The organism is Pseudomonas frederiksbergensis, from assembly GCF_001874645.1.
In the GTDB taxonomy this organism is placed as follows: Bacteria; Pseudomonadota; Gammaproteobacteria; order Pseudomonadales; family Pseudomonadaceae; genus Aquipseudomonas; species Aquipseudomonas frederiksbergensis_B.
This window is the reverse complement of record NZ_CP017886.1, coordinates 4,182,853-4,207,708: the sequence shown is the minus strand read 5'-3', so window position 1 is coordinate 4,207,708 and position 24,856 is coordinate 4,182,853. Positions and strand designations below refer to the sequence as shown.

Below are 24,856 nucleotides of genomic sequence, written 5' to 3'. Positions count from 1 at the left end.
TCCTTTAGGGCTTCTTCACGGGTAAGTTCGCGTCTACAGCTGTAGGCGCGGACTCTTCCTGCAATTGCTCCCAGAGTTCGGCGGCGCCTGGAAACTCGGTGCCATCCTCGGCACTCAGGTCATCCGGGTCGTAACGACTCAAGCAGCCCTCACCCAAGGTCGCGGGGCCTTTGGATGTTGCTTTATCCAGTGGATCAACCATCTCCCCTACCTCACTCTGAAAAAAAAGGGCCTGAAGCGATTGAACGCTCAGGCCCTGATGCTTGCCAGTCAAGCGTTGGCGGCCCCAAAGGATCGCAGCCTGCGGCAGCTCCTACTGATTTGTGTACAGCTTCGACGGGGCAGCGTAGGAGCTGCCGCAGGCTGCGATCTTTGCGATCAGAACACGACGGTTTTGTTGCCATGCACCAGTACGCGGTCTTCCAGGTGATAGCGCAGGCCGCGGGCCAGCACCATCTTCTCGACGTCACGGCCGAAACGCACCATGTCTTCGATACTGTCGCTGTGGCTGACGCGTACCACGTCCTGCTCGATGATCGGCCCGGCGTCCAGCTCTTCGGTCACGTAGTGGCAGGTCGCGCCGATCAGCTTCACGCCACGCATCGACGCCTGGTGGTACGGCTTGGCACCGACGAACGATGGCAGGAAGCTGTGGTGAATGTTGATGACCTTGTGAGCGTACTCGGTGCACAACTCAGGTGGCAGGATCTGCATGTAACGCGCCAGCACCACCACTTCGGCGTCGTGCTGCTTGACCAGGCGCGAGACCTCGGCAAATGCCGGCTCTTTGTTCTGCGGGTCCACCGGCACATGGTAATAAGAAATGCCGTGCCACTCGACCATGCTGCGCAGGTCGTCATGGTTGGAAATCACGCAGGAGATTTCGCAGTCCAGCTCGTCGCTGTGCCAGCGGTGCAGCAAGTCGGCCAGGCAATGGGATTCGCGGCTGGCCATCAGCACAACGCGCTTTTTCTGCGCGGTGTCGGTGATACGCCAGTTCATCGAGAACTCTTCGGCAATCGGCGCAAACGCCTCACGAAACGCCTCAAGGCCGAACGGCAGCGAATCGGCACGAATCTCGTGACGCATGAAAAACCAGCCACTGAGATTGTCCGAGTGATGGCTCGCTTCAGTGATCCAGCCATTATGTGACGCCAGAAAGTTACTGACTTTAGCAACGATACCGACGCGGTCCGGGCAAGCAATCACTAGCCGAAAAGTGCGCATGGGGGGAAAACTCCAGAACTTCGCAAAGGTCGCCATTCTAGGGTCTGTACGAAAAGTCGTCGAGCGGCGATCAGGCAAGGCAAAAACAGGCAAGGGACGGCTGGGGTCGCACCCGACTTTAGGCCACTAAATGAGCATTATCCGCTGCGCGACCCCTTCGGGCCGTCCTTCGGACGTTCTCACTCCGTTCGTCCGAGCCTGTTTTTAACGCAGCCTGGTCGACGCGCAGACAGTTTTCGTACAGACCCTAGCGATTGCGCAGCAAAACTGCAGTATTCCTGACGCCCAGTCCGGCAGAGTACTGCCTCGCCCTGCCGACTGGAAGCACCTGAACGCGCAACAATATTCTTTTGAAAAATACGCAAGCAGGCTTATGTGAATATCTGTGACGACTCCCTGACAAGTTTTAACAGTGAGGGTAGCTTTCGCGCTGAACACTCTAATTAAATTAAGTAAATGCCGTCTTAAATGTTTACTTGATGAAACACCCTGACTATTATTGCGCCACTGTACCCTGTCATCCAGCGCCCAACATAAGGTAGTCCTCATGTCTCTGATCAACGAATACCGCGCCACCGAAGAAGCTATCAAAGAGCTGCAAGCCCGTTTGAAGAACCTGTCCCAAGACGACAAACTGCAAACCGAGCTGGAATTCGAAGGCAAACTGCGTACCCTGATGGGCGAATACTCCAAGTCCCTGCGCGACATCATCGCCCTGCTGGATCCAGAGTCCAAAGTTAAAGCGCCACGCGGCGCTGTAAAAACGACCGGCACCAAGCGTGCTCGCAAGGTTAAACAATACAAAAACCCGCACAACGGCGAAGTCATCGAAACCAAAGGTGGCAACCACAAGACGCTGAAAGAGTGGAAAGCCAAGTGGGGTGGTGACGTGGTTGAAGGCTGGGCTACCCTGCTGGGCTAAGCCGCAACCCGCTTCGCAGGTTCATTTGCGAACACCAAAAAACGCCAGCGTCCGTTGGCGTTTTTTTATGTCCCGCATTCAGGTATTTGCACAGATTGTTTCAAAGATCCAAACGTTTGCGTAATGAGTGCGCATACTCGCGCCACTCGTCCAGTACCTTCTGCTGAATCGCTGTAGCACTAAGCGACCACTCAGTCATCGCCTCATTAAAACCCTGCAAGGTATTGGGCGCCCCCCATCGCGCGTCTGACAAACGTTGCTGACAGAATAGTTTCCATCGCTCGTGCTCCTCGTCATTCAACGTGTCAGGAAAGTTACGTGCTCGATAACGAAATAATAATTCCGGCAGACGCTCATCATCGAACGGCCATTGCTCTTGCGCTAATTGCATCGGGTCCGCGGTTCTGACTTGTTCGCATAAACGCCGGTCCCGGTCGCCAATGAAGCCGTCGTATAACTGTTGTTCAGGGTCCTCACTCGGCGTGAAATCCTCGTGGGCATAAATGGCCAGAACTTTATCTCGCCATACTTCTTGTGCGTCACTTAGCCGCAGTGCTCGCGCCCCATACTGCGCCATGTCCAGTTGCAGTCGTTGCTGATCTTCGGCGCGCAACACCGACAACGGTGCCACCACCGGGCAACGGTTGATGTGAATCAGTTTGAGCGGCACCGGCATTTCGCCTTCGACCCAATCGTCACGACGGGTGTACAAACGCTGACGCAAGGTCTCGGCGTCCTGATCGAGTAGTCCCTGAGGGTCGAGATGCAGGTCGCAGACAATCAATGCATTGCGATTGCGCGGGTGCCAGGCCAATGGCAGAACCACACCGACATAGCTGCGGGCTGCCGAAAAACGCCCGGAGATATGCACCATCGGTTGCAACAGACGGATCTGATCCATGACTTTCTGCTTGCTGCGCAGTTTGAACAGCCAGTCGTAGAGTTTCGGCTGCTTGTCGCGGATCAACCGCGCCAGGGCGATCGTCGCGCGCACATCGGACAACGCATCGTGGGCCTGACCATGGTCGATGCCATTGGCGGCGGTCAGGCGTTCGAGCTTCAACGTAACGCGGCCGTCATCAATGGGCCAGACGATACCGTCCGGGCGCAACGCATACGCCGCACGCACCACATCGATCAGGTCCCAGCGACTGTTGCCGCCCTGCCACTCCCGCGCATACGGATCAAAGAAGTTCCGGTAGAGGCTGTAGCGGGTCATTTCATCGTCGAAGCGCAAGGTGTTGTAACCGGCGCCACAGGTTCCGGGGGTCGCGAGCTGTGCGTGAACCCGGGTCATGAAGTCGGCCTCACTCAGGCCTTGCTCAGCCAGACGGCCGGGGGTAATGCCGGTAATCACGCACGCCGCCGGGTGAGGCAGGATATCGTCGCTTGGCTGGCAGTAGAGATTGACCGGGTCGTCGATCTCGTTGAGGTCAACGTCGGTGCGAATGCCGGCCACTTGCAGCGGACGGTCGCAGCGCGGTGTGATGCCAGTGGTTTCGTAGTCGTACCAGAAGATGGAGGTCACGGGTTGTTCCTGAACTTGAGACGGGCGAAGTCTAGGCGCTCAAGCGCGGCGCCGACCAGCAATCTTGCTATTCAAGCATTTCTCGTTGATACCTTGTCATACATAGTGATGTCGTTAGCGCGGCGAAGGCTGATAGCATCGAAACCGTATTGAATCCCGACCAGGCCACATCACCAGGTTGATCATGCGCAAGACTTCAGCACTGCCAAGGAATGCAACGCTCCCCCCGCCACTGGACACGCGGTATCAGGTTGAAACGCCGGAAGGCATCGACCTGCCACTGCGCCCCGCCGGGTTGATGCCCCGTGTACTGGCGTTTGCCATCGACCTTGGGGTGCGCGGGCTAGTGCTGGGCCTGCTGTTTATTGCCCTGGCCTTGCTGGGGAACGTCGGCGTCGGCTTGGGCTCGGTGCTGCTGTTTCTGGTCAGTTGGTGGTACATGGTGCTGTTCGAAGTCCTCAACCAGGGCTGCTCGCCCGGTAAACAGCTGATGGGGCTGCGCGTCGTGCATGACGATGGAACGCCCGTTGGCTGGCCGGCATCGCTGATCCGCAACCTGTTGCGGTTTGTCGACATGCTGCCGTTCGGCTACAGCCTCGGGGCCATCAGCTGCCTGCAACATCCGACCTTCAAACGGCTGGGCGATATTGCGGCCGGCACACTGGTGATCTACCGCGAACAAGCGGTCACCCGACCACAGATTCCGCAGGCCCTGGCGCTGCACCCGCCCTTTGCGCTGACCCTCACTGAACAACGCGCGGTGCTGGGTTTCGCCGAGCGTCAGGTCGAACTCTCCAGCGAACGGGTCAATGAGCTCGCCGGCATCCTCGCCGAGCCGCTCCACGTCTCATCGCCCCACGCGGTCGCCGAACTCAATGGCATCGCTCGCGGTTTACTGGGGCCGGCATGAAGCAAAGCCTTTTCGAAAGTCGCCATCAGCCCGACTGGGATCAATTTGCCCAACGACTCGATTTGCTTGAGCGCGGCAAAGTCGACGCCAATGACTGCACCTCGTTCCCCATGGATTACCGACGGCTGTGCCAGCACCTCGCGCTGGCACAGGAGCGCGGCTACAGCAGTTATCTGATCGACCCCTTACAACAGCTGGTACTGCGCGGGCACCAACAACTTTACCGGCATCACAGCCGGATCGGCGCCAGGTTGTTGGCCTTTGTCCTCGCCGATTTCCCTCGACTGGTCCGTGAGCAATGGCCTTTTGTGCTGGTCTCAAGCCTGCTGTTTTTCGGCTCGCTGGTTGGCATCGGTTTGCTGGTGTACCTGTTCCCCGAACTGATCTACAGCCTGATTCCCGTCGAACAGGTTTCCGCGATGCAAAGCATGTACGACCCGGTGGCCGGTCACCTTGGGCGGGCGGCAGAACGTGCAGCCAGCGATGATTGGGTGATGTTCGGTTACTACATCATGCACAACATCGGCATCGCCTTTCAGACCTATGCCAGCGGATTACTGCTTGGCCTGGGCAGCGTGTTTTTCCTGTTCTTCAACGGTTTGATGATCGGTGCCGTCGCCGGTCACCTGACGCACATCGGCTACGGGGAAAACTTCTGGTCATTCGTCATCGCCCACGGCGCCTTCGAACTCAGCGCCATCGCCCTGGCCGGTGCGGCTGGCTTGCAGCTGGGCTGGGCGCTGATCGCCCCCGGGCGCTTGCCACGCGGTGAAGCGCTGCGCCTGGCGGCCCATAAAAGCGTATTGATGATCTGCGGCGTCATGCTGTTTCTACTGATTGCTGCGTTTATCGAGGCCTATTGGTCATCCCGTACCGGGCCTGCACCGCTGATCAAATACCTGGTGGGCGCGGCCCTTTGGGGAGTGGTGGCTATTTATCTGATTTTTGCCGGACGCACACGCCATGCACCTGAGTGACGCCAGCGTGGTCATCCGCCCTCGTACTACCTGGGAAGCCATGGACCTCGGCGTTCTGCTGAGCCAGCAACATCGTCGCCTGCTGATGACCAGTTGGGCGATCGTCACGCTGCCGGTTTTCACCCTCCTGAGCCTGTTGCTGTGGGACTCGCCCTCGATGGCCGTGCTGCTGTTCTGGTGGTTGAAACCGGCCTTCGAACGGCTGCCGCTGTACATCCTCTCCAGCGCCCTGTTCGGCGAAACCCCAACCTTGAGGCACGCCCTGCGCCAATGGCCACGCCTGCTCAAACCCCAATTGCTGGCCAGCCTGACATGGCGTCGCTTTGGCCTGAGTCGCAGTTTCATCCTGCCGGTCGTGCAGCTTGAAGAACTCAGCGGTCTGGCACGCCAGCAGCGCCTGGCCGTGCTGCAACAACGCGATGCCAGCGCCGCACGCTGGCTGACGCTGATCGGCGCGCATCTGGAGGCCGCCTTGTGGATCGGTCTGATGGTGCTGTTTTATCTCTTGCTGCCGGCGCAAATCGAACTGGACTGGGACTGGCAAACACTGATCGCCACCCCGGAGCAAGACTGGCGCTGGCTGGAACACCTGATCAATGCGCTCTACGCGCTGATCCTGATCGTCTGGGGACCGATCTATGTCGCCTGCGGTTTCAGCCTGTACCTGAACCGTCGCACCCGGCTCGAAGCCTGGGATATCGAGCTGGTGTTCCGCCGCCTGCGCCAACGCCTGAGCAGCGTCGCTGCCAGCCTGTTAATGGTCGGACTGCTGTGGTTGCCCGCAGCACCGCCACTCTGGGCCGCCGAACCCGCCGACGCCCCGGACGGCCCACGCCTGCTCCAGCAACCACTGACCAGCCAGGCTGCCAGCAACAGCATCAAGGCCATACTCGACACTCCACCGTTCAAGAATCCGCAGACCGTCACCCACTATCGTTTTGGTGAAGAACAACCCGATCAACCGGCCAATGCTGAAACACCGGGTTGGCTCAAAGCATTTTTCGCCCTGTTCGACAGCCAGCGATTCGCCAGCCTCGCGCGGGTCATCGAGGTGCTGCTATGGGCGTGCGTCATCGGCGCCATCGCGTTGCTGATCTGGCGCCACCGTGATTGGCTGCGGACCTTTGTCAGTCGCCAACCAAAACCGCGCACCACGCCTGCCCCCCCGCTGCCACAGCAACTGTTTGGCCTGGATGTCAGCCGCGAAACCCTGCCAGACGATATCGCCGCCCGTGTCGAAAGCCTCTGGTCGACCCAGCCCCGCGAAGCCCTCGGGCTGCTCTACCGGGCCTTGCTCAGCCGTTTGCTGCACGACTTCAACCTCCCGCTGAAAACCGCCGACACCGAGGGCCAGGTGCTGGAACGGGTCCAGCAGTTGCAAGCGCCAGCGCTGCAAACCTTCAGCAACACATTGACCGTGCACTGGCAGAACATGGCCTATGGGCATCGCCTGCCACCGGCGCATCTGCAACAGGAACTGTGTGACGGCTGGCGAGCGTTGTTCGGCCCGGGAGCCACGCGTTGAATCGGTGGCTGATCCCTGGCCTGCTGATCGCCGGGCTGCTCGCTGCACTGGGCGTTTATCTGTACCAGCAAGCTACGCCCTATCAGGAAGTCATCGACCACGGCCCGTCACCCGAAGCCCGAGCCAACCCGTATCTGGCGGCCGAACACTTTTTGCGTCAACAAGGGCTGAGCGTGACTCACGCCAACAGCCTGGACACCCTGCCGTTTCTGGAACCGCATCAACACAGCCTGTTACTGCTCGGCGATCGCGCCAACATGACCCCGCGCCAGGTTAATCAGGTGCTGAACTGGACGCGTGCCGGTGGACGCTTGCTGTTTGTGGCCGAAGCCTTGTGGGATGAAAAAACCGGCAAGAGTGGCGACCTGCTGCTCGACCGTGTGCAACTGCATCAATCCATGAGTAAGGACCTCAGCAACCCACCCCCCGATGCCGAGGCTGATCCTTACCCGAACCTGACCAAACTCTATCTTGAAGACGAAGACGCTCCGGCCTACGTCAGCTTCGACCCGCAGTTCCATCTTGAAGACCCGAAAAACCTTGCCCAGTCCTGGGCCAACAGCGCCTTGGCCACCCATATGATGCAACTGAGCTACGGCCTGGGTTCCATCACAGTGGTGACCGATGCCGAACTGTGGAAAACCCCGAACATCGGTCAGTACGACAATGCCTGGCTGCTCTGGTATCTGTATTCGGACACCGGCGTGACCCTGCTTTTCAATATCGATCACGACAACCTGCTGACCTTGCTGCTGCGGTATTTCCCTCAGGCGTTGGTGGCGCTCGCCGCGTTGATGGGGTTGTGGATCTGGCACGTCGGGTTACGTCAGGGGCCCTTGCAGGCACCGGCACCCAAAGCCCGTCGGCAACTTCAGGAACACTTGCGCACCAGTGCCGACTTCATGTTGCGATACAGCGGCCAGGAAAGTCTGCTGCGGGGCCTGCAACACGACGTGCTGCGCCGCGCCCGACACCGTCACCCAGGCTTCGAACACCTCGGCGTTGCCGAACAATGGCAGGTGCTCGCCCGCCTGACCGGTCAATCGACCCGCGCCATCCGCCAGGCACTCGGCCCACGGCCCAAACAGCGCTTGTCCAGCGCTGAATTCAGCCGTCAGGTCGCCCACCTGCAAACCCTCAGGAATGCCTTATGAACGAACCCATCGAGCCCGCCAGCCAGATCCACGCCACCCAACAACGCCAGCGCGCCAGCCAACTCGCGCAGGCCGTGCGCCTTGAGTTGCAGAAGGCCGTGATCGGTCAGGACGTGGTGATCGACGATGTGCTCAGCGCGCTGATTGCCGGTGGCCATGTGCTGCTCGAAGGTGTTCCGGGGTTGGGCAAGACCTTGCTGGTGCGTGCCCTCGCCCGCTGCTTCGGTGGCGAGTTTGCACGAATTCAGTTCACCCCGGACCTGATGCCCAGCGACGTCACCGGGCATGCGGTGTACGACCTGCAAACCGAGCAGTTCAAACTGCGCAAAGGCCCGCTGTTCACCCACCTGTTGCTGGCCGACGAAATCAACCGCGCACCGGCGAAAACCCAAGCCGCGCTACTCGAAGCCATGCAAGAGCGCCAGGTCACCCTTGAAGGCCGCGCCCTGCCGATTGCGCAACCGTTCATGGTGCTGGCGACGCAAAACCCCATCGAACAGGAAGGCACTTACCCCTTGCCCGAAGCGGAGCTCGACCGTTTCATGCTCAAGGTGCGCATGGATTACCCCGACGCTGCTCAGGAGCTGAACATGGTCCGGCAGGTCAGCCGCTCGACCCGCGCCGACATGCTCGATGTGCAACCGCTGCGCACCGTCCTGCAAGCCAAGGATGTACAGGCCTTGCAACGAATCGCCAGCGACCTGCCGCTGGACGAACAGGTGCTGGACTACGCCGTACGCCTGGCCCGCACCACCCGCAGCTGGCCGGGTCTGACGCTCGGCGCCGGCCCGCGAGCCAGCATCGCGCTGGTGCGGGTAGCGCGAGCACGGGCGCTGCTGCGCGGTGGCGAGTTCGTGATTCCGGATGACATCAAAGGCTGCGCGCTGGCGGTACTGCGTCATCGCGTGCGGATCGCCCCGGAGCTGGACATCGAAGGGCTGGAAGTCGATCAAGTGCTCAAGCAACTGCTTGATCAGGTTCCGGCACCCAGAATATGAATTTCTCCACCCCAATGAGATCCGTAGCAGCTGGCGTAGCCTGCGTTCGAGTGCGTAGCGCTCGCAAACGGGTAGTACGCGATCTATATGAAAGAACGAAACCTACAAACCTGCGAGCGCTACGCACTCGAACGCAGCCTTCGGCAGCTGCTACAGGGATAGGGCGTCCGCAAAGTTGTACCTTCAGGAGATCCCTGAATCGATGAAACCCACCCGTCTGCTGTTGATCTGGCTCGCCGCCCTGCTGGGCCTGAGTATCGCGCTCGGCGCTTGCAGAGCCTTGGGTTTCAGCGTTGCGCCGAGCCTGTTGTCGATCAACTGGGGTTTGCTGCTGGCGTTGTTACTGTTGGCGCTACTCGATGCCGCCCGGCTGATGCGCCTGCCGTCGCCCGTCGTACAACGTCAGATGCCTGGCAGCCTCGCGCTCGGACGCTGGGGTGAGGTCAGTGTCAGCATTCAACACGACTATCCGCAACCACTGAACGTGCAGCTGTTCGACCATGTCCCCGACGGTCTGAGCTTCGAACACCTGCCGCAATCGGTCGAACTGCAACCCGGCCAACTCAGCCAGCTCAGCTACCGTTTGCGCCCTCTGCGGCGCGGCCATTTCAGCTTTGCTCGCTGCGAAATCAACCTGCCCAGCCCCTTCGGTTTATGGTCCGCCCGACGCTACCTGAACGTCACCGACAGCACCCGCGTCTACCCGGATTTCGCCCGCCTGTACGGCGCGCAGTTGCTGGCCGTCGACAACTGGCTCAGCCAGCTTGGCGTCCGCCAGCGGCAACGTCGCGGGTTGGGTCTGGAGTTTCATCAACTGCGGGAATTCCGCGAAGGCGACAGCCTGCGCCAGATCGACTGGAAAGCCACCGCCCGCCAACGCACACCGATTGCCCGGGAGTACCAGGACGAGCGCGACCAGCAGATCATCTTCCTGCTCGATTGCGGCCGACGCATGCGCAGCCAGGACGGTGAACTGGCGCATTTCGACCATGCGCTCAACGCCTGCCTGCTGCTCAGCTACGTGGCGTTACGTCAGGGCGATGCCGTGGGCCTCTGCACGTTCGCGGGCGAGCAACAGCGCTACCTCGCGCCGGTCAAAGGCACTGGCCAGCTCAATGTTTTACTCAACGCCGTCTACGACCTGGAGAGCAGCCAACGCCCGGCCGATTACCAGGCCGCCGCCAGCCAATTGCTGGCCCGGCAAAAACGTCGGGCGCTGGTGGTGCTGTTGACCAACCTGCGGGATGAAGACGACGAAGAATTGTTGAGTGCGGTCAAACGCATCGGTAAACAGCATCGCGTACTGGTCGCCAGTTTGCGCGAAGAGGTGCTCGACACGGTGCGACAAACGCCCGTGCAAACCCCGGACGAAGCCCTCGTCTATTGCGGCACGGTGGACTACTTGAACGCCCGGTCCGAACTCCACGAGCGGTTGAGTGCTCATGCAGTACCGGTGCTGGATACGCGGCCCAGCGAACTGGGTGCGGAGCTGGTGACACGGTATCTGAGCTGGAAAAAAGCCGGGGCGCTTTAACTGGGCACCAACCAACAGGGTTCAACGATCTTTTGCGGGAAAGGCTTACGCCGAAGTCGGCACCGGATAAAAGCTGAAGTACTGGTGCAAGGCACTCACCAGTTGCCCGTATTCAGGCGGTGCGCGTTGCACCTCGAAACCGGCGTCGTAGTGGTGGGGGGTGGCGTCTTCATGGCACCACAGGCAACAGGCGCGCAGGTCGATGACTTGCAAAACACCCTCGCTGGCAGGGATTTTCAGGCGCAGATCAAACGCTGCGCCGACCATCATCGGCAACGGGCATATGAGCATCAGGCCATCGTCCGAGGCATTACCGATAAAGCCGACAGGCTTGTCGGTGATGCTGTTGAACACTCTCAGAAAATACGGCAGTTGATGCCGCTCGATTCGGCGGTCAGTGAACAGGCTGTTTATCACAATGGAAAGCCCCTTGAGCAGGGTCGTACTCATACTTCGGAACGTGCTAATCGAAGATTAGCTCAAGGCTGGCACACGCACCCCAAAAGATCGCAGCCTGCGGCAGCTCCTACGCCGAGTAGTCGAAGCCGTACGCAAATCCGCAGGAGCTGCCGCAGGCTGCGATCTTTTGGGGTTTTGGCATTTACAAAGGGGCGGGAATGGCTTTGGCGCTGCTACGCGGTGGGTACCAACCCAGTGACTGCAAGGTTTCCAGGCGCGCGCGGGCACGGTACGCGTACTCGTTGTTCGGGTACTGGGCGATGATGAATTGGTAAGTCTGGGCTGCGTCGACGTAGAGCTTCTGCCGTTCCAGGCACTGGCCGCGCAGCATCGACACTTCCGGTTGTATGTAGGGGCGTGCCCGACTGTCGCGGTCGACCTGGGACAATTCGAGCATCGCGTCCTCGCACCTGCCGCGGTCATAGGCGCGGTAGGCGTTGTTCAAATGATGGTCCATCGACCAACGGGTGCAGCCCGTGGCGCTGAGGGCAAGGGCGGCAATGAGCACGAATCGCATGGGGGTTCTCCTGTCTTGAGCTCTGTATCGACCCGTTGGTGAAAATCTTCAGGAGGCTTCGAATCAAAGTTGTACCGTTCAATAAAGAAGCTAATAACAAAAAAACGAATAATAGGTAGTGCAAACGAACAATGACTACAGCCGCAGAGCATAGTAGCCTCACTCAGCGCTTGAACTCAGGAGTCTCTGCATGTCCGTTCGTCGTACCAAAATCGTCGCTACCCTTGGCCCGGCCAGTAACTCGCCGGAAGTTCTCGAACAGTTGATTCTGGCTGGCCTGGACGTCGCCCGCTTGAACTTCTCCCACGGCACCCCCGACGAGCACAAGGCTCGCGCCAAGCTGGTGCGCGAGCTCGCCGCCAAGCACGGCCGCTTCGTCGCCCTGCTGGGTGACCTGCAAGGCCCGAAAATTCGTATCGCCAAGTTTGCCAACAAGCGCATCGAGCTGAAGATCGGTGATCAATTCACCTTCTCCACCAGCCATCCGCTGACCGAAGGCAACCAGCAAGTGGTCGGTATCGACTACCCGGACCTGGTCAAGGATTGCGGCGTGGGCGACGAGCTGCTGCTCGACGACGGCCGCGTGGTGATGCGCGTGGATACCGCCACCGCGACCGAACTGCATTGCACCGTGACCATCGGCGGCCCGCTGTCGGACCACAAAGGCATCAACCGTCGCGGTGGTGGCCTGACTGCCCCGGCCCTGACAGAAAAAGACAAGGCCGACATCAAGCTCGCCGCCGAAATGGAAGTCGACTACCTCGCGGTGTCCTTCCCGCGTGACGCCGCCGACATGGAATACGCCCGCCAACTGCGCGACGAGGCCGGCGGTACTGCCTGGCTGGTGGCGAAAATCGAGCGAGCTGAAGCCGTCGCCGACGACGAAACCCTCGACGGCCTGATCAAAGCTTCAGACGCCGTGATGGTCGCTCGTGGTGACCTGGGCGTGGAAATCGGCGACGCCGAGCTGGTGGGTATTCAGAAGAAGATCATCCTGCACGCGCGCCGCCACAACAAAGCGGTGATCGTCGCGACCCAGATGATGGAGTCGATGATCCAGAACCCGATGCCGACCCGCGCTGAAGTGTCCGACGTGGCCAACGCCGTGCTCGACTACACCGACGCCGTGATGCTCTCGGCTGAAAGCGCCGCCGGCCAATACCCGCTCGAAGCGGTCGAGGCCATGGCGCGGATTTGCATCGGCGCTGAAAAGCACCCGACCAGCAAAACCTCCAGCCACCGCATCGGTAAAGTGTTCGAAAGCTGCGACCAGAGCATCGCCCTGGCCGCCATGTACACGGCCAACCACTTCCCGGGCGTGAAGGCGATCATTGCCTTGACCGAAAGTGGCTACACGCCGTTGATCATGTCGCGCATTCGTTCTTCGGTGCCGATCTACGCGTTCTCCCCGCACCGCGAAACCCAGGCCCGCGCGGCCATGTTCCGTGGCGTCTACACCGTACCGTTCGACCCGGCATCGTTGCCGCCTGAGCAAGTCAGCCAGGCCGCAATCGACGAGTTGCTCAAACGCGGCGTAGTCGAGAAAGGCGACTGGGTCATCCTCACCAAGGGCGACAGCTACCACACCATCGGCGGCACCAACGGCATGAAGATCCTGCACGTTGGCGACAAGATGGTCTGAGTCACGGACGGCTGAATCGCAAAAGCCCCGGCATGTGAATGCCGGGGCTTTTTCGTTTGCGGCGCAATGATCGTTCCACCGCTTGGGAACGATCTAAAGCCCAAGTATCTACATAACGTTGAAATACAGTGCAGCCCCCCGTAGCAGCTGTCGAGCCTGCGAGGCGGCGTTCGGCTGCGAAGCAGCCGTAAAATCAGGCAACGCGTTCTTTCAGTAAAACCGCGCATGCAGGATTTACGAGGACTTCGTCCTCGAACGCCGCCTCGCAGGCTCGGCAGCTGCTACGGGCGGGCCTGCAACCTTCAGGTTCTGTTGATAAACCCCGACAACGCCGCAATCGCTTCCGGCGAACGCAGCCGTTGAACAAACAGGTTGCCCTCCTCCTCGATCACTGTGCGCAGTTGCTCCCGATCCGGGGCTTTCATCAGCTGTTTGCTGATACGCACCGCTTCGGGCGCCAGTGTTTCGAAGCGCAGCGCCATCTCCCGCGCTTTGGCCAATGCGGCTTCGCCATTGGACAACGCCGCAGTGGCGATGCCCCATTCGGCGGCCTGTTCACCACTGAACCCCTCGCCGAGCAGCAACAATTCTGCCGCTTTGGCCTGCCCGAGCAAGCGCGGCAGGATCAGGCTCGAACCAAACTCCGGGCACAGCCCGAGGTTGACGAAGGGCATGCGCAACTTCGCGTCGGCGCTGATGTACACCAGATCGCAATGCAACAGCAGGGTCGTGCCAATGCCCACGGCAGCACCGGCCACGGCGGCGATCACCGGCTTGCGGCATTCCAGCAGGCTGCGCATGAACTGGAACACCGGGCTGGCGAGGTCGCTCGGCGGCTCTTCGAGGAAGTCGGCGATGTCGTTGCCAGCGGTGAAGCATTGGCTACTGCCGGTGATCAATATGGCGTTGATCTCGGGGTTGGCGTCGGCCTGTTGCAGGGCGTCCGCCAACTGACTGTACATGGCGCGGGTGAGGGCGTTTTTCTTGTCCGGGCGGTTCAGGCGCAAGGTCAGCAGCCCGCACTCACGTTCCAGCAGGATGGCGTTCGTCATGGTGAGTCTCGTGAAAGTGATTTCGCGTTCAACCACGCGGCACGAAGACATCGGCCAATAGTTGATTGCGCGGCAGCCCCGCCAGGTACAGGCGCCGGGCGAAGGCATCGACACTGTCAGGGTGCCCGCAGAGTAAAGCCAGGGTTTGCCGGGAAACAAGGCGCAATTGCGCCAAAGCCGCTGTCAGCTCAGCCGCCGTCAGCAATTCGATACTCAGGTTGGGACGGTGTGCCGCCAGCGCCGCCAAGGGTTTGGCCAGGTAATGCTCGCTGGCATCATGGGCCAGGTGAATCACCCGGATAGGGCCTTGATGATCCTGGCGCAACGCTTCGCGCAATACGCCGAACAACGGCGCCAATCCGGTGCCGGCCGCCAGCAGCCACAGCGGTTGGGTTTGCCAGTCGGGGTCGTAATGCAGTGCACCGCCGCGCAACTCGCCCAGACGGATCGGGTCGCCGATCTTCAGCAACCGTGCCGCATCGCTGAATTCGCCCGGCAAGCGACAGTCGAGGTGAAACTCCAGAAAACGATCTTCCTGCGGCAGACTGGCCAGCGAATACGGCCGCGCCACGCTCCCGGCCCACAGCACCAGATGCTGACCGGCCTGATAGCGCAAGGGTCGCTCAGGCTGCAATCGCAGGCGCAACACACTGGCACTTAACCAGTCGGCGGCTTCGACAGTGGCCGGCAAGCCGTCGCGCAGCGGATCGAACACCGCCACGTGCAGGTCATCGACGACCTCGCACTGACAGGCCAGCCGCCAACCTTGCTGACGCTGCTCGGCGCTCAGCGCATCGGGGCGCCGGTCGCTCACCTCACCTTTGATGCACTGCACCAGGCACGCATGACAACTGCCGGCGCGGCAACTGTAAGGCACGTGCATACCGTTCTGGTTCAAGGCATCGAGCAGATTGCTGCCCGCCGCCACCGACCACTGGCGCTCGCCAACACGTAACTCAGGCATCGACGTTTTCCCAGGCCGCAGCGCAGCGATTGCGACCGCCACGCTTGGCGCGGTAAAGCGCCTGATCGGCACGCTGCAAGGCGTCATCCAGAGGGTCGCCCGGTTCAAGCAAGGTCATGCCGGCGGACAGGCTCAGGTCCTGCACGTGCAGACCGATCAGTTCGACCTCGGTAAAGGCGATGCGCAGCCGCTCGCAGCAGGAGGTCAGGCGCTCGGGATCACAATCGGGTAGCAACAACACAAATTCCTCGCCGCCATAACGCGCCAGTACATCATCTTCGCGCAGGCAGGCCGTGGCGACGGCGGCGAACGCCTGCAACACTTGATCGCCAGCCGCATGGCCATGCCTGTCGTTGATGCGTTTGAAATGGTCGAGGTCAATCAGTGCCAGACCATGCACCGCGCCCTCTTCCATGCTGTGCAGTTCGCGCGAGGCCAGGCGTATAAAATGCCGACGGTTGAACAGCCCGGTGAGTTCGTCGGTGGCCGCCAGGTCTTCGAGTTGGCGCATCATCCCGCGCAAGGTGTCTTGATGCGCCTGCAAGGCAAACCGCCGCTTGCGCATGCGATTGCGTGAGGTCTGAACGTAGCTGGCGTACAGCGTCAGCCAGACCAGCACGATGAACAACACGCAGACTTGCAGCGCCGCCAGGGTCGGGTCGGCCAGTTCGAGGTGATAGCCTTCCCAGAGGTTAAGGCCCGCAAAGCTGATAAAAACCAATACCGCGCATCGGACGAATGCCCGACGCGGCAAATGGAACAGGCCGAATAACAGAATCAATAGGTAAAACACCAGAAAGGCGCCACGGGCCGAGTCCAGATGAGCCATCAGCCAGGTCTGCCAGCCAAGCCCCAGGAGCACCTGAACCTCAGTCAGGCTGGGGTCGGAGAAGCGCTGATTGCGCCCGCTGAAAAACACCGCGAACAACACCGACTGGCTGAGCATCACCAGCACCGTGCCGATCACCGCACTGCGCACCGGCCCTTGATAGTGACCACTGAGAATCGCCAGCCACAGCAGCAATAACGCCAGCGCATACGTACCCGTCGCCAGAATAAAGCGCTTGAGCAACAGACTCTGGAGAGCGTTATGGGTCAATCGTTGACTCACCGTGCGAAGGGGGCTGATAAGAGCGTCCTACCCTAAAGGCCAGATGTCACTTTAGTGTTGCGTCCCAAAAATGACCATTCAATTTTTGAGGCCTCTGGCAGCCGTCGACTACCACCCCGTAGGAGCTGCCGAAGGCTGCGATCTTTTGATCTTTGATTCGCGCGCGGCGAACGAAAAGATCGCAGCCTGCGGCAGCTCCTACGCGAGTGTGGCAGGAGGAACATAGAAGCAAGTATGGCAAGAGAGACAGGCGACCTTCGTTTGATCGCCAACGGATGTGCCGAAACCCGAGGCGCGGTATACTGCCGCGCCTTTTTAGCGTCGCGCCAGCAACCCCGGCGTGCCTTGTAAAGGTGTTTGCAGCCGACCGATGCACCCCAACTGCAAGCACCTTATTGAATGTTCCCGTCTTTTAGAGGAGCGCGACTCATGACCGTGATCAAGCAAGACGACCTGATTCAGAGCGTTGCTGACGCCCTGCAGTTCATTTCCTACTACCACCCCGTGGATTTCATCCAGGCGATGCACGAGGCCTACCTGCGTGAAGAATCGCCGGCAGCCCGCGATTCGATCGCGCAGATCCTGATCAACTCGCGCATGTGTGCCACCGGCCACCGCCCAATCTGCCAGGACACCGGCATCGTCACCGTGTTTGTCCGTGTGGGTATGGACGTGCGCTGGGATGGCGCGACCATGGGACTGGACGACATGATCAACGAAGGCGTGCGTCGCGCCTACAACCTGCCGGAAAACGTCCTGCGTGCTTCGATCCTCGCCGACCCGGCAGGCGCTCGCAAAAACACCAAGGACAACACCCCGGCGGTGATCCACTACTCGATCGTTCCGGGTAACACCGTGGAAGTCGACGTGGCCGCCAAGGGCGGCGGCTCCGAGAACAAATCGAAAATGGCCATGCTCAACCCGTCCGACTCGATCGTTGACTGGGTGCTCAAGACCGTTCCGACCATGGGCGCTGGCTGGTGCCCTCCGGGCATGCTCGGCATCGGCATCGGCGGCACCGCCGAGAAAGCCGCAGTCATGGCCAAGGAAGTGTTGATGGAATCCATCGACATTCACGAGCTGAAAAAGCGCGGCCCGTCCAACCGTATCGAAGAGATGCGCCTGGAGCTGTTCGAGAAGGTCAACCAGCTGGGCATCGGCGCTCAGGGCCTGGGTGGCCTGACCACCGTGCTCGACGTGAAGATCATGGATTACCCGACCCACGCCGCTTCGTTGCCGGTGTGCATGATCCCCAACTGCGCCGCCACCCGTCACGCGCACTTCGTGCTCGACGGCACCGGCCCGGCCTCGCTGGAAGCGCCACCGCTGGACGCCTACCCGGAAATCGTCTGGGAAGCCGGCCCGTCGGCCCGTCGCGTCAACCTCGACACCCTCACGCCGGAAGAAGTGCAGAGCTGGAAGCCGGGCGAAACCGTCCTGCTCAACGGCAAAATGCTCACCGGTCGCGACGCTGCGCACAAGCGCATGGTCGAGATGCTGAACAAAGGTGAAACCCTGCCGGTAGACCTCAAGGGCCGCTTCATCTACTACGTCGGCCCGGTTGATCCGGTGCGTGAAGAAGTGGTTGGCCCGGCTGGCCCGACCACGGCCACGCGGATGGACAAGTTCACCCGTCAGATCCTCGAGCAAACCGGCCTGTTGGGCATGATCGGTAAATCCGAACGCGGCCCGACCGCGATCGAAGCGATCAAGGACCACAAAGCCGTTTACTTGATGGCAGTGGGCGGCGCGGCTTACCTGGTGGCGCAAGCGATCAAGAAGTCCCGCGTGGTGGCTTTCGCCGAACTGGGCATGGAAGCAATCTACGAGTTCGATGTCAAAGACATGCCCGTGACTGTTGCGGTCGACAGCAAGGGCGAGTCGGTGCACATCACGGGACCTGCCATCTGGCAGAAGAAAATCAGTGAAAGCCTGGCGGTAGAAGTGCAGTAAGCATTTAGCCGTTGGAAAAGAAAGCCGCACTGTTTGCAAAAACAGTGCGGCTTTTTTTGTTTTCCATTCGCGCTGGCCGACGGTGTCTTTGGTGAAGTACTCCTGCATCACTGCATGCTATGGTGCGCGCCCGTATTGCTGACTGTTTCTTACGCCATGCTTGCGATTCCCCGGCCATTACGCCTGACGCTGTACATCCTGCTGATCCTCGCCGGCGCTGCGTTGGCGGCCGGCCTTGCCATGCGCCACGCCGAACGCCAGGCCCAGGTCGACGATGCCGCCCGCGCCAATCAGCAACTGGTGCTGTATGCCAACTCCCTGCACACCCTGATCGAACGCTACCGCACCCTGCCCGCCGTGCTGGCGCTGGATCCGGAGTTGCGCGCCGCACTCGATGGCCCGGTGAGTGCTGATCAACAGGATGCCCTTAACCGTAAATTGGAGAGGATCAACGGCGCCGCCCAGTCGTCTACCCTGGAACTGCTGGATCACACCGGCCTGGCCGTCGCCGCCAGCAATTGGCGCTTGCCCAGCAGTTATGTGGGCCACAACTATGGCTTTCGCCCCTATTTCAGCCAGACCCGCAGCCAGGGTGCCGGGCGTTTTTACGCGGTGGGCGTGACCAGCGGGATTCCGGGTTATTTTCTGTCGAGTGCGGTGACGGCTGACAATGGCGAGTTTCTCGGCGCCATGGTGGTGAAACTCGAGTTTCCGGAGCTGGAACGCGAATGGCGTCAGGGCAGCGACACCCTGCTGGTCAGCGATTCGCGGGGCATTGTGTTTATCGCCAATCAACCGGGGTGGCGCTATCGGCTGCTGGGTGCGCTGTCGGAGACTGATCGCGCCGAGCTCAAAGCCACTCGCCAATACGACAAGCAACCGCTGACCCCGCTCGACCATCAACCGATTCGGCATTTTGACGGGAACAGTTATCTGGCCCACGTCGACGGCCCCGACGGTGCGGCCGATTATCTCTGGGAATCGCTGCCCTTGAGCGCCGAAGGCTGGACCTTGCACCTGTTGCGGCGCCCGCAGGTGGCCTTCGAAGATTTGCGTAACGCCGGGCTAGCGGCCGCCGGGGTGTGGCTGACGCTGGTGTTTTTGCTCCTGTTTCTGAGTCAGCGTTGGCGTCTGGCCAAATTGCGTCAGCGCAGCCGCGAAGAGCTTGAACGTTTGGTCGAAGAGCGTACCCGCGACCTGCGCACCGCTCAGGACGGTCTGGTGCAGTCGGCCAAACTCGCAGCGCTGGGGCAAATGTCGGCGGCCCTGGCCCATGAAATCAACCAGCCACTCACTGCCCAGCGCATGCAGCTCGCAACCTTGCGCCTGTTGCTTGATCACGGCCGGGTCGACGACGCGTATAAAGCACTGAGACCGGTGGATGAGATGCTGACGCGCATGGCCGCCCTCACCGGTCATCTCAAGACGTTCGCGCGCAAAAGCCCCAGCGGTTTGCGCGAGCGTCTGGACCTGGCGGCGGTGGTCGATCAATCCCTGCAATTGCTCGACGCTCGGCTGCGCGATGAACAGATCGACTGTGTGTTGCACCTGAGTCGCCCGGCCTGGGTTCGCGGCGATGCGATTCGCCTGGAACAGGTGCTGATCAACCTGCTGCGCAACGCCCTCGATGCGATGCGTGACAAACCGCTCAAACGCCTGGCGATCCGCCTTGAAGCCGATGAGCAGTTGTGGCGCCTGACGGTCGCCGACAGCGGCGGCGGTATTGCGCCACAGGACCTGCCAAATGTCTTCGATCCGTTCTTCACCACCAAACCGGTGGGTGATGGTCTGGGCCTTGGGCTGGCCGTATCGTTCGCCATCGTGCATGAGCTCGGCGGTCGTCTTAACGCCGATAACCAGGGCGACGGCGCCGTCTTCACCCTCACCTTGCCCATCGATCTGGAGGCACACATTCAATGTTGAACTCAGTGATCGTGGTCGACGATGAAAGCAGTATTCGCGATGCCGTCGAACAGTGGCTGAGCCTCTCGGGGTTCGCCGTGCAACTGTTCAGCCGCGCCGATGAATGCCTGGCACAGCTGCCGGCGAACTTTCCCGGGGTGATCCTCAGCGATGTGCGCATACCTGGCATGACCGGCCTGGAACTCCTGGCCCGGTTGCAACAGCTGGATGCCGATTTGCCGGTGATCCTGCTGACCGGTCACGGCGATGTGCCGATGGCGGTTGAAGCCATGCGCGATGGCGCCTACGACTTCCTCGAAAAGCCCTTCAGCCCCGAAACCTTGCTCAGCAGCCTGCGCCGGGCGCTGGACAAGCGTCGGCTGGTGCTGGAAAACCGCGCTTTGCACGAGCAGGCCGATAACCGCAGCAAACTCGACGCCAGCTTGCTCGGCGTCTCCCGTGGTTTGCAAACCCTGCGCCGCCAAGTGCTGGACCTCGCGGCGCTGCCGGTGAACGTGCTGATTCGCGGCGAAACCGGCAGCGGCAAAGAGTTAGTCGCCCGTTGCCTGCATGATTTTGGCCCCCGCGCCGACAAGCCGTTCGTGGCGCTGAACTGTGCGGCGATCCCCGAGCAGTTGTTCGAAGCCGAGTTGTTCGGCCATGAAAGCGGCGCCTTCACCGGCGCTCAGGGCAAACGTATCGGCAAGCTTGAATACGCCGATGGCGGCACCTTGTTCCTCGATGAAATCGAAAGCATGCCACTGGCTCAGCAGGTCAAATTGCTGCGGGTGTTGCAGGAGCAAAAGCTCGAACGACTGGGCTCCAACCAGAGTATTCACGTGGACCTGCGGATCATTGCCGCGACCAAACCCGACCTGCTGGATGAAGCCCGCGCCGGGCGTTTTCGCGAAGACCTGGCGTATCGGCTGAACGTCGCGGAGTTGCGCCTGCCGCCGTTGCGCGAACGGCGTGAGGACATTCCGTTGCTGTTCGAGCACTTCGCTCAAGCCGCCGCGCAAAGGCTGGGACGCAGCTTCCCCCCCCTGAGTGGCCCGCAGTTGAGTCGGTTGCTGAGCCACGACTGGCCAGGCAACGTGCGCGAACTGGCGAACGTCGCCGAGCGCCAGGTGCTGGGCCTGGGTGAGCCGGAACCGGTCGGTATCGAACCCGGCCAGTCCCTCGCCGCCCAGCAGGAAGCCTTCGAAGCACAGTGCCTGCGAGCCGCACTGACCCGGCATAAGGGCGATATCAAAGCCGTGCTGGAAGAACTGCAACTGCCGCGCCGGACCTTCAATGAAAAGATGCAGCGGCATGGGTTGAGTCGAGAGATGTTCCTGTAATCGATCGTCAAGATCAAAAGATCGCAGCCTGCGGCAGCTCCTACGGGGTGTACGCGGATCCACTGTAGGAGCTGCCGAAGGCTGCGATCTTTTCGGCGGTTTTCCGCTTACCCACCCCTGACCGATAAGCGGATTTCCGCTCACTCATTCCCGCAACCCCCTCTAAACCGGCCCTATCCCAACTGGCACAGCTCCTGCTATAGCCCTCGCAGGCTGCGTTTACGCGCGCTCCACAAAAACAATTAAATGAAGGATCCGTCATGGATAACTCACAAACCCTGCCTCTTGGGTCGGCCGCTGTGCCTGCCAAAGAAAAAACCACTGCCAGCCGCATCAAATCGATCTTCAGCGGCTCTGTCGGCAACATGGTCGAGTGGTACGACTGGTACGTCTACGCCGCCTTCTCGCTGTACTTCGCCAAAGCCTTTTTCCCCAAAGGCGACACCACCGCCCAACTGTTGAACACCGCTGCGATTTTCGCCGTGGGCTTCCTGATGCGCCCGATCGGTGGCTGGCTGATGGGCCTGTACGCCGACCGCGCCGGGCGTAAAGCTGCGTTGATGGCTTCGGTGTATCTGATGTGTTTCGGCTCGCTGATCATCGCGTTGAGCCCGGGTTATGAAACCATCGGCGTCGGCGCACCGATCCTGCTGGTGTTCGCCCGTTTGCTGCAAGGCCTGTCGGTCGGTGGCGAGTACGGCACCTCGGCAACCTATTTGAGCGAGATGGCGACCAAGGAACGTCGCGGCTTCTTCTCCAGCTTCCAGTACGTGACACTGATCTCCGGCCAGCTCATCGCCCTGGGCGTGCTGATCGTGCTGCAACAAACCCTGACCACCGAACAACTGTACGATTGGGGCTGGCGTATTCCGTTTGCCATCGGTGCCTTGTGCGCGGTCGTGGCGCTGTACCTGCGTCGCGGAATGGAAGAAACCGAGTCGTTCACCAAGAAAGAAAAGTCCAAAGAAAGTGCCATGCGCACCCTGCTGCGTCATCCCAAGGAACTGATGACCGTGGTCGGCCTGACCATGGGCGGCACTTTGGCCTTCTACACCTACACCACCTACATGCAGAAGTACCTGGTGAACACCGTCGGTATGAGCATTTCCGACTCCACCACCATTTCGGCGGCCACGCTGTTCCTGTTCATGTGCCTGCAACCGGTTATTGGCGGCTTGTCGGATAAAGTCGGGCGGCGACCGATCCTGATTGCCTTTGGCATTCTGGGCACCCTGTTCACTGTGCCGATCCTCACCACACTGCACACCATCCAGACCTGGTGGGGCGCGTTCTTCCTGATCATGGCGGCACTGATCATCGTCAGCGGCTACACCTCGATCAACGCGGTGGTCAAAGCCGAACTGTTCCCCACCGAAATCCGCGCCCTGGGCGTCGGCCTGCCGTATGCGCTGACCGTGTCGATCTTCGGCGGTACGGCTGAATACATTGCCCTGTGGTTCAAGAGCATTGGCATGGAAACCGGTTACTACTGGTATGTCACCGCCTGCATCGCGGTGTCGTTGCTGGTGTACGTGACCATGAAAGACACCCGCAAACACTCGCGGATCGAGACTGACTAACAGGCAAAAAATACGCGCAAGGGTGCAAGGCCCTTGCGCGTTGTGTTTCAGACAGACCGTCAAGATCGCAGCCTCCGGCAGCTCCTACAAAAGATCGGCATACATCCCGTAGGAGCTGCCGCAGGCTGCGATCTTCTTGGGCACACCAAAACTCAAGACAACTCGGCAGCCCCCACCAATACCCAGACGGTCCTGCTTCGGGGGTTCAGCTCGATTAATGATCCGTTAATTCCCAGCCGACATTCTGCTGCCATCTGAATCCATACCGACGTCTCGCACGTATACAGAATGCAGGCTTCCAAGCAGCGTCTGAAAACAGTCTGCGATGGAACAAACATCGATAAATCAGATTGATTTAAGCATTTATTTGCGCTTTTTAATCAAATTTACATGCGTAGTATGAACGCCATACCCAACGCACAACACGCAAACGAACCTGGAGTACACATCATGAAAACCCAACTGATCCTCGCTCTGACCCTCTCCGTACTGGCTGCCAACACCTTCGCCGCCGACGGTTATGACCGCACCGGTTCTGCCGCTTTCACCACTGAAAGTTCTGCCGCGGTAGCTGCCGATGGTTACGACCACACGGGCTCCGCGTCTTTCGCCGCCGATGGCTTCGATCGCACTGGCTCGGCCAAAGTCGCTGCTGACGGCTTCGATCGCACTGGCTCGGCCAAAGTCGCGTCTGATGGTTTTGATCACACCGGTACTGCTGGCGCTGTCGCCGCCGATGGTTTTGACCGCACCGGTACTGCCGCCGCTATCAGCTAACACCTCGGGCAGACTTCACAGCCCGGCTTCGGTCGGGCTTAGTTGTTTCTGGCACCGCGCAAAACCGACGTTCCGAAAGTGGCATTCACCGTCAATGACTTGCACTATGGCAACCTTCCCCCTTACGTCTGCGCAAGAGTCCGCCATGTCTGATGATATTCACTACTACGAACCCGCCCGGGGCCATGGCCTGCCCCACGACCCGTTCAACGCCATTGTCGGCCCGCGGCCTATCGGCTGGATTTCCTCACAGGATGCCGAAGGTCGGCTGAACCTCGCGCCGTACAGTTTTTTCAACGCATTCAACTACATTCCGCCGATCATCGGGTTCTCAAGCGTCGGCCGTAAAGACAGCCTGAACAACATCGAGCAGACCGGCGAATTCGCCTGGAACCTGGCCACCCGCCCGCTGGCCGAGCAGATGAACCAGAGTTGCGCGATGGTCCCGGCCGACGTCAACGAATTCGAACTGGCCGGACTGACGCCGGCAGCATCGAAAATCATTCAGGTGCCGCGGGTCGCCGAAAGCCCGGTGTCCTTCGAATGCAAGGTCACGCAGATCATTCAGTTGCAACGCGCAGACAAGGAAGTGGTGCCGAGCTGGCTGATCCTCGGCGAAGTGGTCGCCGTGCATATTGCCAAATGGCTGCTCAAGGATGGGGTGTACGACACCGCCGCGGCAGAACCGATTCTGCGCGGCGGCGGGCCGGCGGATTATTTCCAGTTGGGACCTGAGGCCTTGTTCAAGATGTTCCGACCGGGGGCGACCAAGGCCTGAGCCAGA

At 60.4% G+C, this 24,856-nt stretch carries 22 protein-coding genes; 14 read left to right on the top strand and 8 right to left on the bottom strand.

The window, feature by feature from the left end; all coding sequences use genetic code 11:
- Positions 1–4: 4 nt before the first annotated feature.
- Together BLL42_RS20145 and purU are read right to left on the bottom strand one after the other, a co-directional pair.
- Complete coding sequence (locus BLL42_RS20145; RefSeq protein WP_071555806.1) at positions 5–202, bottom strand: hypothetical protein; 198 nt, start codon at positions 200–202, stop codon at positions 5–7.
- Positions 203–378: 176 nt separating this feature from the next.
- Positions 379–1,227 (bottom strand): formyltetrahydrofolate deformylase, encoded by an 849-nt coding sequence (gene purU / locus BLL42_RS20140; RefSeq protein WP_071553649.1) that lies wholly within the window; start codon positions 1,225–1,227, stop codon positions 379–381.
- Positions 1,228–1,774: 547 nt separating this feature from the next.
- On the opposite strand from purU, the gene mvaT reads away from it, so the two are divergent.
- The gene (gene mvaT, locus BLL42_RS20135; RefSeq protein WP_005790963.1) at positions 1,775–2,149 is read left to right on the top strand and encodes a histone-like nucleoid-structuring protein MvaT; all 375 of its coding nucleotides are present in this window, start codon (positions 1,775–1,777) and stop codon (positions 2,147–2,149) included.
- 100 nt (positions 2,150–2,249) lie between these two features.
- Here the strand turns inward: mvaT and sbcB are convergent, their stop codons facing one another.
- Complete coding sequence (gene sbcB, locus BLL42_RS20130; protein ID WP_071553648.1) at positions 2,250–3,677, bottom strand: exodeoxyribonuclease I; 1,428 nt, start codon at positions 3,675–3,677, stop codon at positions 2,250–2,252.
- Between the two features lie 184 nt (positions 3,678–3,861).
- On the opposite strand from sbcB, the gene BLL42_RS20125 reads away from it, so the two are divergent.
- From BLL42_RS20125 to BLL42_RS20100, 6 genes are all read left to right on the top strand, one after another.
- The gene (locus BLL42_RS20125) at positions 3,862–4,587 is read left to right on the top strand and encodes an RDD family protein (protein WP_071553647.1); all 726 of its coding nucleotides are present in this window, start codon (positions 3,862–3,864) and stop codon (positions 4,585–4,587) included.
- Positions 4,584–5,564 (top strand): stage II sporulation protein M, encoded by a 981-nt coding sequence (locus tag BLL42_RS20120; RefSeq protein WP_071553646.1) that lies wholly within the window; start codon positions 4,584–4,586, stop codon positions 5,562–5,564. Before BLL42_RS20125 ends, BLL42_RS20120 begins: the two co-directional genes overlap by 4 nt.
- Positions 5,551–7,089, top strand: a complete 1,539-nt coding sequence (locus BLL42_RS20115) for a DUF4129 domain-containing protein (protein ID WP_071553645.1) — start codon at positions 5,551–5,553, stop codon at positions 7,087–7,089. Before BLL42_RS20120 ends, BLL42_RS20115 begins: the two co-directional genes overlap by 14 nt.
- A complete protein-coding gene (locus BLL42_RS20110) occupies positions 7,086–8,243 on the top strand; it encodes a DUF4350 domain-containing protein (protein ID WP_071553644.1) in 1,158 nt (385 codons plus the stop codon). Before BLL42_RS20115 ends, BLL42_RS20110 begins: the two co-directional genes overlap by 4 nt.
- Positions 8,240–9,241 carry an AAA family ATPase gene (locus BLL42_RS20105; protein ID WP_071553643.1) on the top strand — a complete coding sequence of 334 codons (1,002 nt, stop codon included), beginning with the start codon at positions 8,240–8,242 and terminating at the stop codon, positions 9,239–9,241. Before BLL42_RS20110 ends, BLL42_RS20105 begins: the two co-directional genes overlap by 4 nt.
- Positions 9,242–9,443: 202 nt before the next feature.
- The gene (locus BLL42_RS20100; protein WP_071553642.1) at positions 9,444–10,775 is read left to right on the top strand and encodes a DUF58 domain-containing protein; all 1,332 of its coding nucleotides are present in this window, start codon (positions 9,444–9,446) and stop codon (positions 10,773–10,775) included.
- 45 nt (positions 10,776–10,820) lie between these two features.
- On the opposite strand, the gene BLL42_RS20095 is transcribed toward BLL42_RS20100, so the two are convergent.
- A complete protein-coding gene (locus BLL42_RS20095; protein WP_071555805.1) occupies positions 10,821–11,180 on the bottom strand; it encodes a PilZ domain-containing protein in 360 nt (119 codons plus the stop codon).
- Positions 11,181–11,376: 196 nt separating this feature from the next.
- Positions 11,377–11,751, bottom strand: a complete 375-nt coding sequence (locus BLL42_RS20090; protein ID WP_071553641.1) for a tetratricopeptide repeat protein — start codon at positions 11,749–11,751, stop codon at positions 11,377–11,379.
- 190 nt (positions 11,752–11,941) lie between these two features.
- On the opposite strand from BLL42_RS20090, the gene pyk reads away from it, so the two are divergent.
- Entirely contained in the window at positions 11,942–13,393 is a 1,452-nt protein-coding gene (gene pyk, locus BLL42_RS20085) for a pyruvate kinase (protein ID WP_071553640.1), read from the top strand.
- Positions 13,394–13,695: 302 nt separating this feature from the next.
- Here pyk and BLL42_RS20080 read toward each other — a convergent pair whose 3' ends face one another.
- The 3 genes from BLL42_RS20080 to BLL42_RS20070 are packed head-to-tail and all read right to left on the bottom strand — an operon-like array spanning position 13,696 to position 16,508.
- Positions 13,696–14,445, bottom strand: a complete 750-nt coding sequence (locus tag BLL42_RS20080) for an enoyl-CoA hydratase-related protein (RefSeq protein WP_071553639.1) — start codon at positions 14,443–14,445, stop codon at positions 13,696–13,698.
- A gap of 28 nt (positions 14,446–14,473) precedes the next feature.
- Positions 14,474–15,409 (bottom strand): iron-sulfur-binding ferredoxin reductase, encoded by a 936-nt coding sequence (locus tag BLL42_RS20075; RefSeq protein ID WP_071553638.1) that lies wholly within the window; start codon positions 15,407–15,409, stop codon positions 14,474–14,476.
- Entirely contained in the window at positions 15,402–16,508 is a 1,107-nt protein-coding gene (locus BLL42_RS20070; protein ID WP_071553637.1) for a GGDEF domain-containing protein, read from the bottom strand. The genes BLL42_RS20075 and BLL42_RS20070 overlap by 8 nt, the downstream gene beginning before the upstream one ends.
- Positions 16,509–16,949: 441 nt before the next feature.
- On the opposite strand from BLL42_RS20070, the gene BLL42_RS20065 reads away from it, so the two are divergent.
- The 6 genes from BLL42_RS20065 to BLL42_RS20040 all read left to right on the top strand — a co-directional run bounded on the left by BLL42_RS20065 (position 16,950) and on the right by BLL42_RS20040 (position 24,850).
- A complete protein-coding gene (locus BLL42_RS20065; RefSeq protein ID WP_071553636.1) occupies positions 16,950–18,473 on the top strand; it encodes a fumarate hydratase in 1,524 nt (507 codons plus the stop codon).
- A 156-nt stretch (positions 18,474–18,629) separates the two neighbouring features.
- Complete coding sequence (locus tag BLL42_RS20060; RefSeq protein ID WP_071555804.1) at positions 18,630–20,396, top strand: sensor histidine kinase; 1,767 nt, start codon at positions 18,630–18,632, stop codon at positions 20,394–20,396.
- Positions 20,390–21,715, top strand: a complete 1,326-nt coding sequence (mifR, locus tag BLL42_RS20055; RefSeq protein WP_071553635.1) for a two-component system response regulator MifR — start codon at positions 20,390–20,392, stop codon at positions 21,713–21,715. Before BLL42_RS20060 ends, mifR begins: the two co-directional genes overlap by 7 nt.
- 260 nt (positions 21,716–21,975) lie before the next feature.
- On the top strand, positions 21,976–23,295 hold the full coding sequence (locus BLL42_RS20050; protein WP_071553634.1) for an MFS transporter: 1,320 nt from the start codon (positions 21,976–21,978) through the stop codon (positions 23,293–23,295).
- Between the two features lie 450 nt (positions 23,296–23,745).
- Positions 23,746–24,072 (top strand): hypothetical protein, encoded by a 327-nt coding sequence (locus tag BLL42_RS20045; protein WP_071553633.1) that lies wholly within the window; start codon positions 23,746–23,748, stop codon positions 24,070–24,072.
- Between the two features lie 145 nt (positions 24,073–24,217).
- Entirely contained in the window at positions 24,218–24,850 is a 633-nt protein-coding gene (locus BLL42_RS20040) for a flavin reductase family protein (protein WP_071553632.1), read from the top strand.
- Positions 24,851–24,856: the final 6 nt, after the last annotated feature.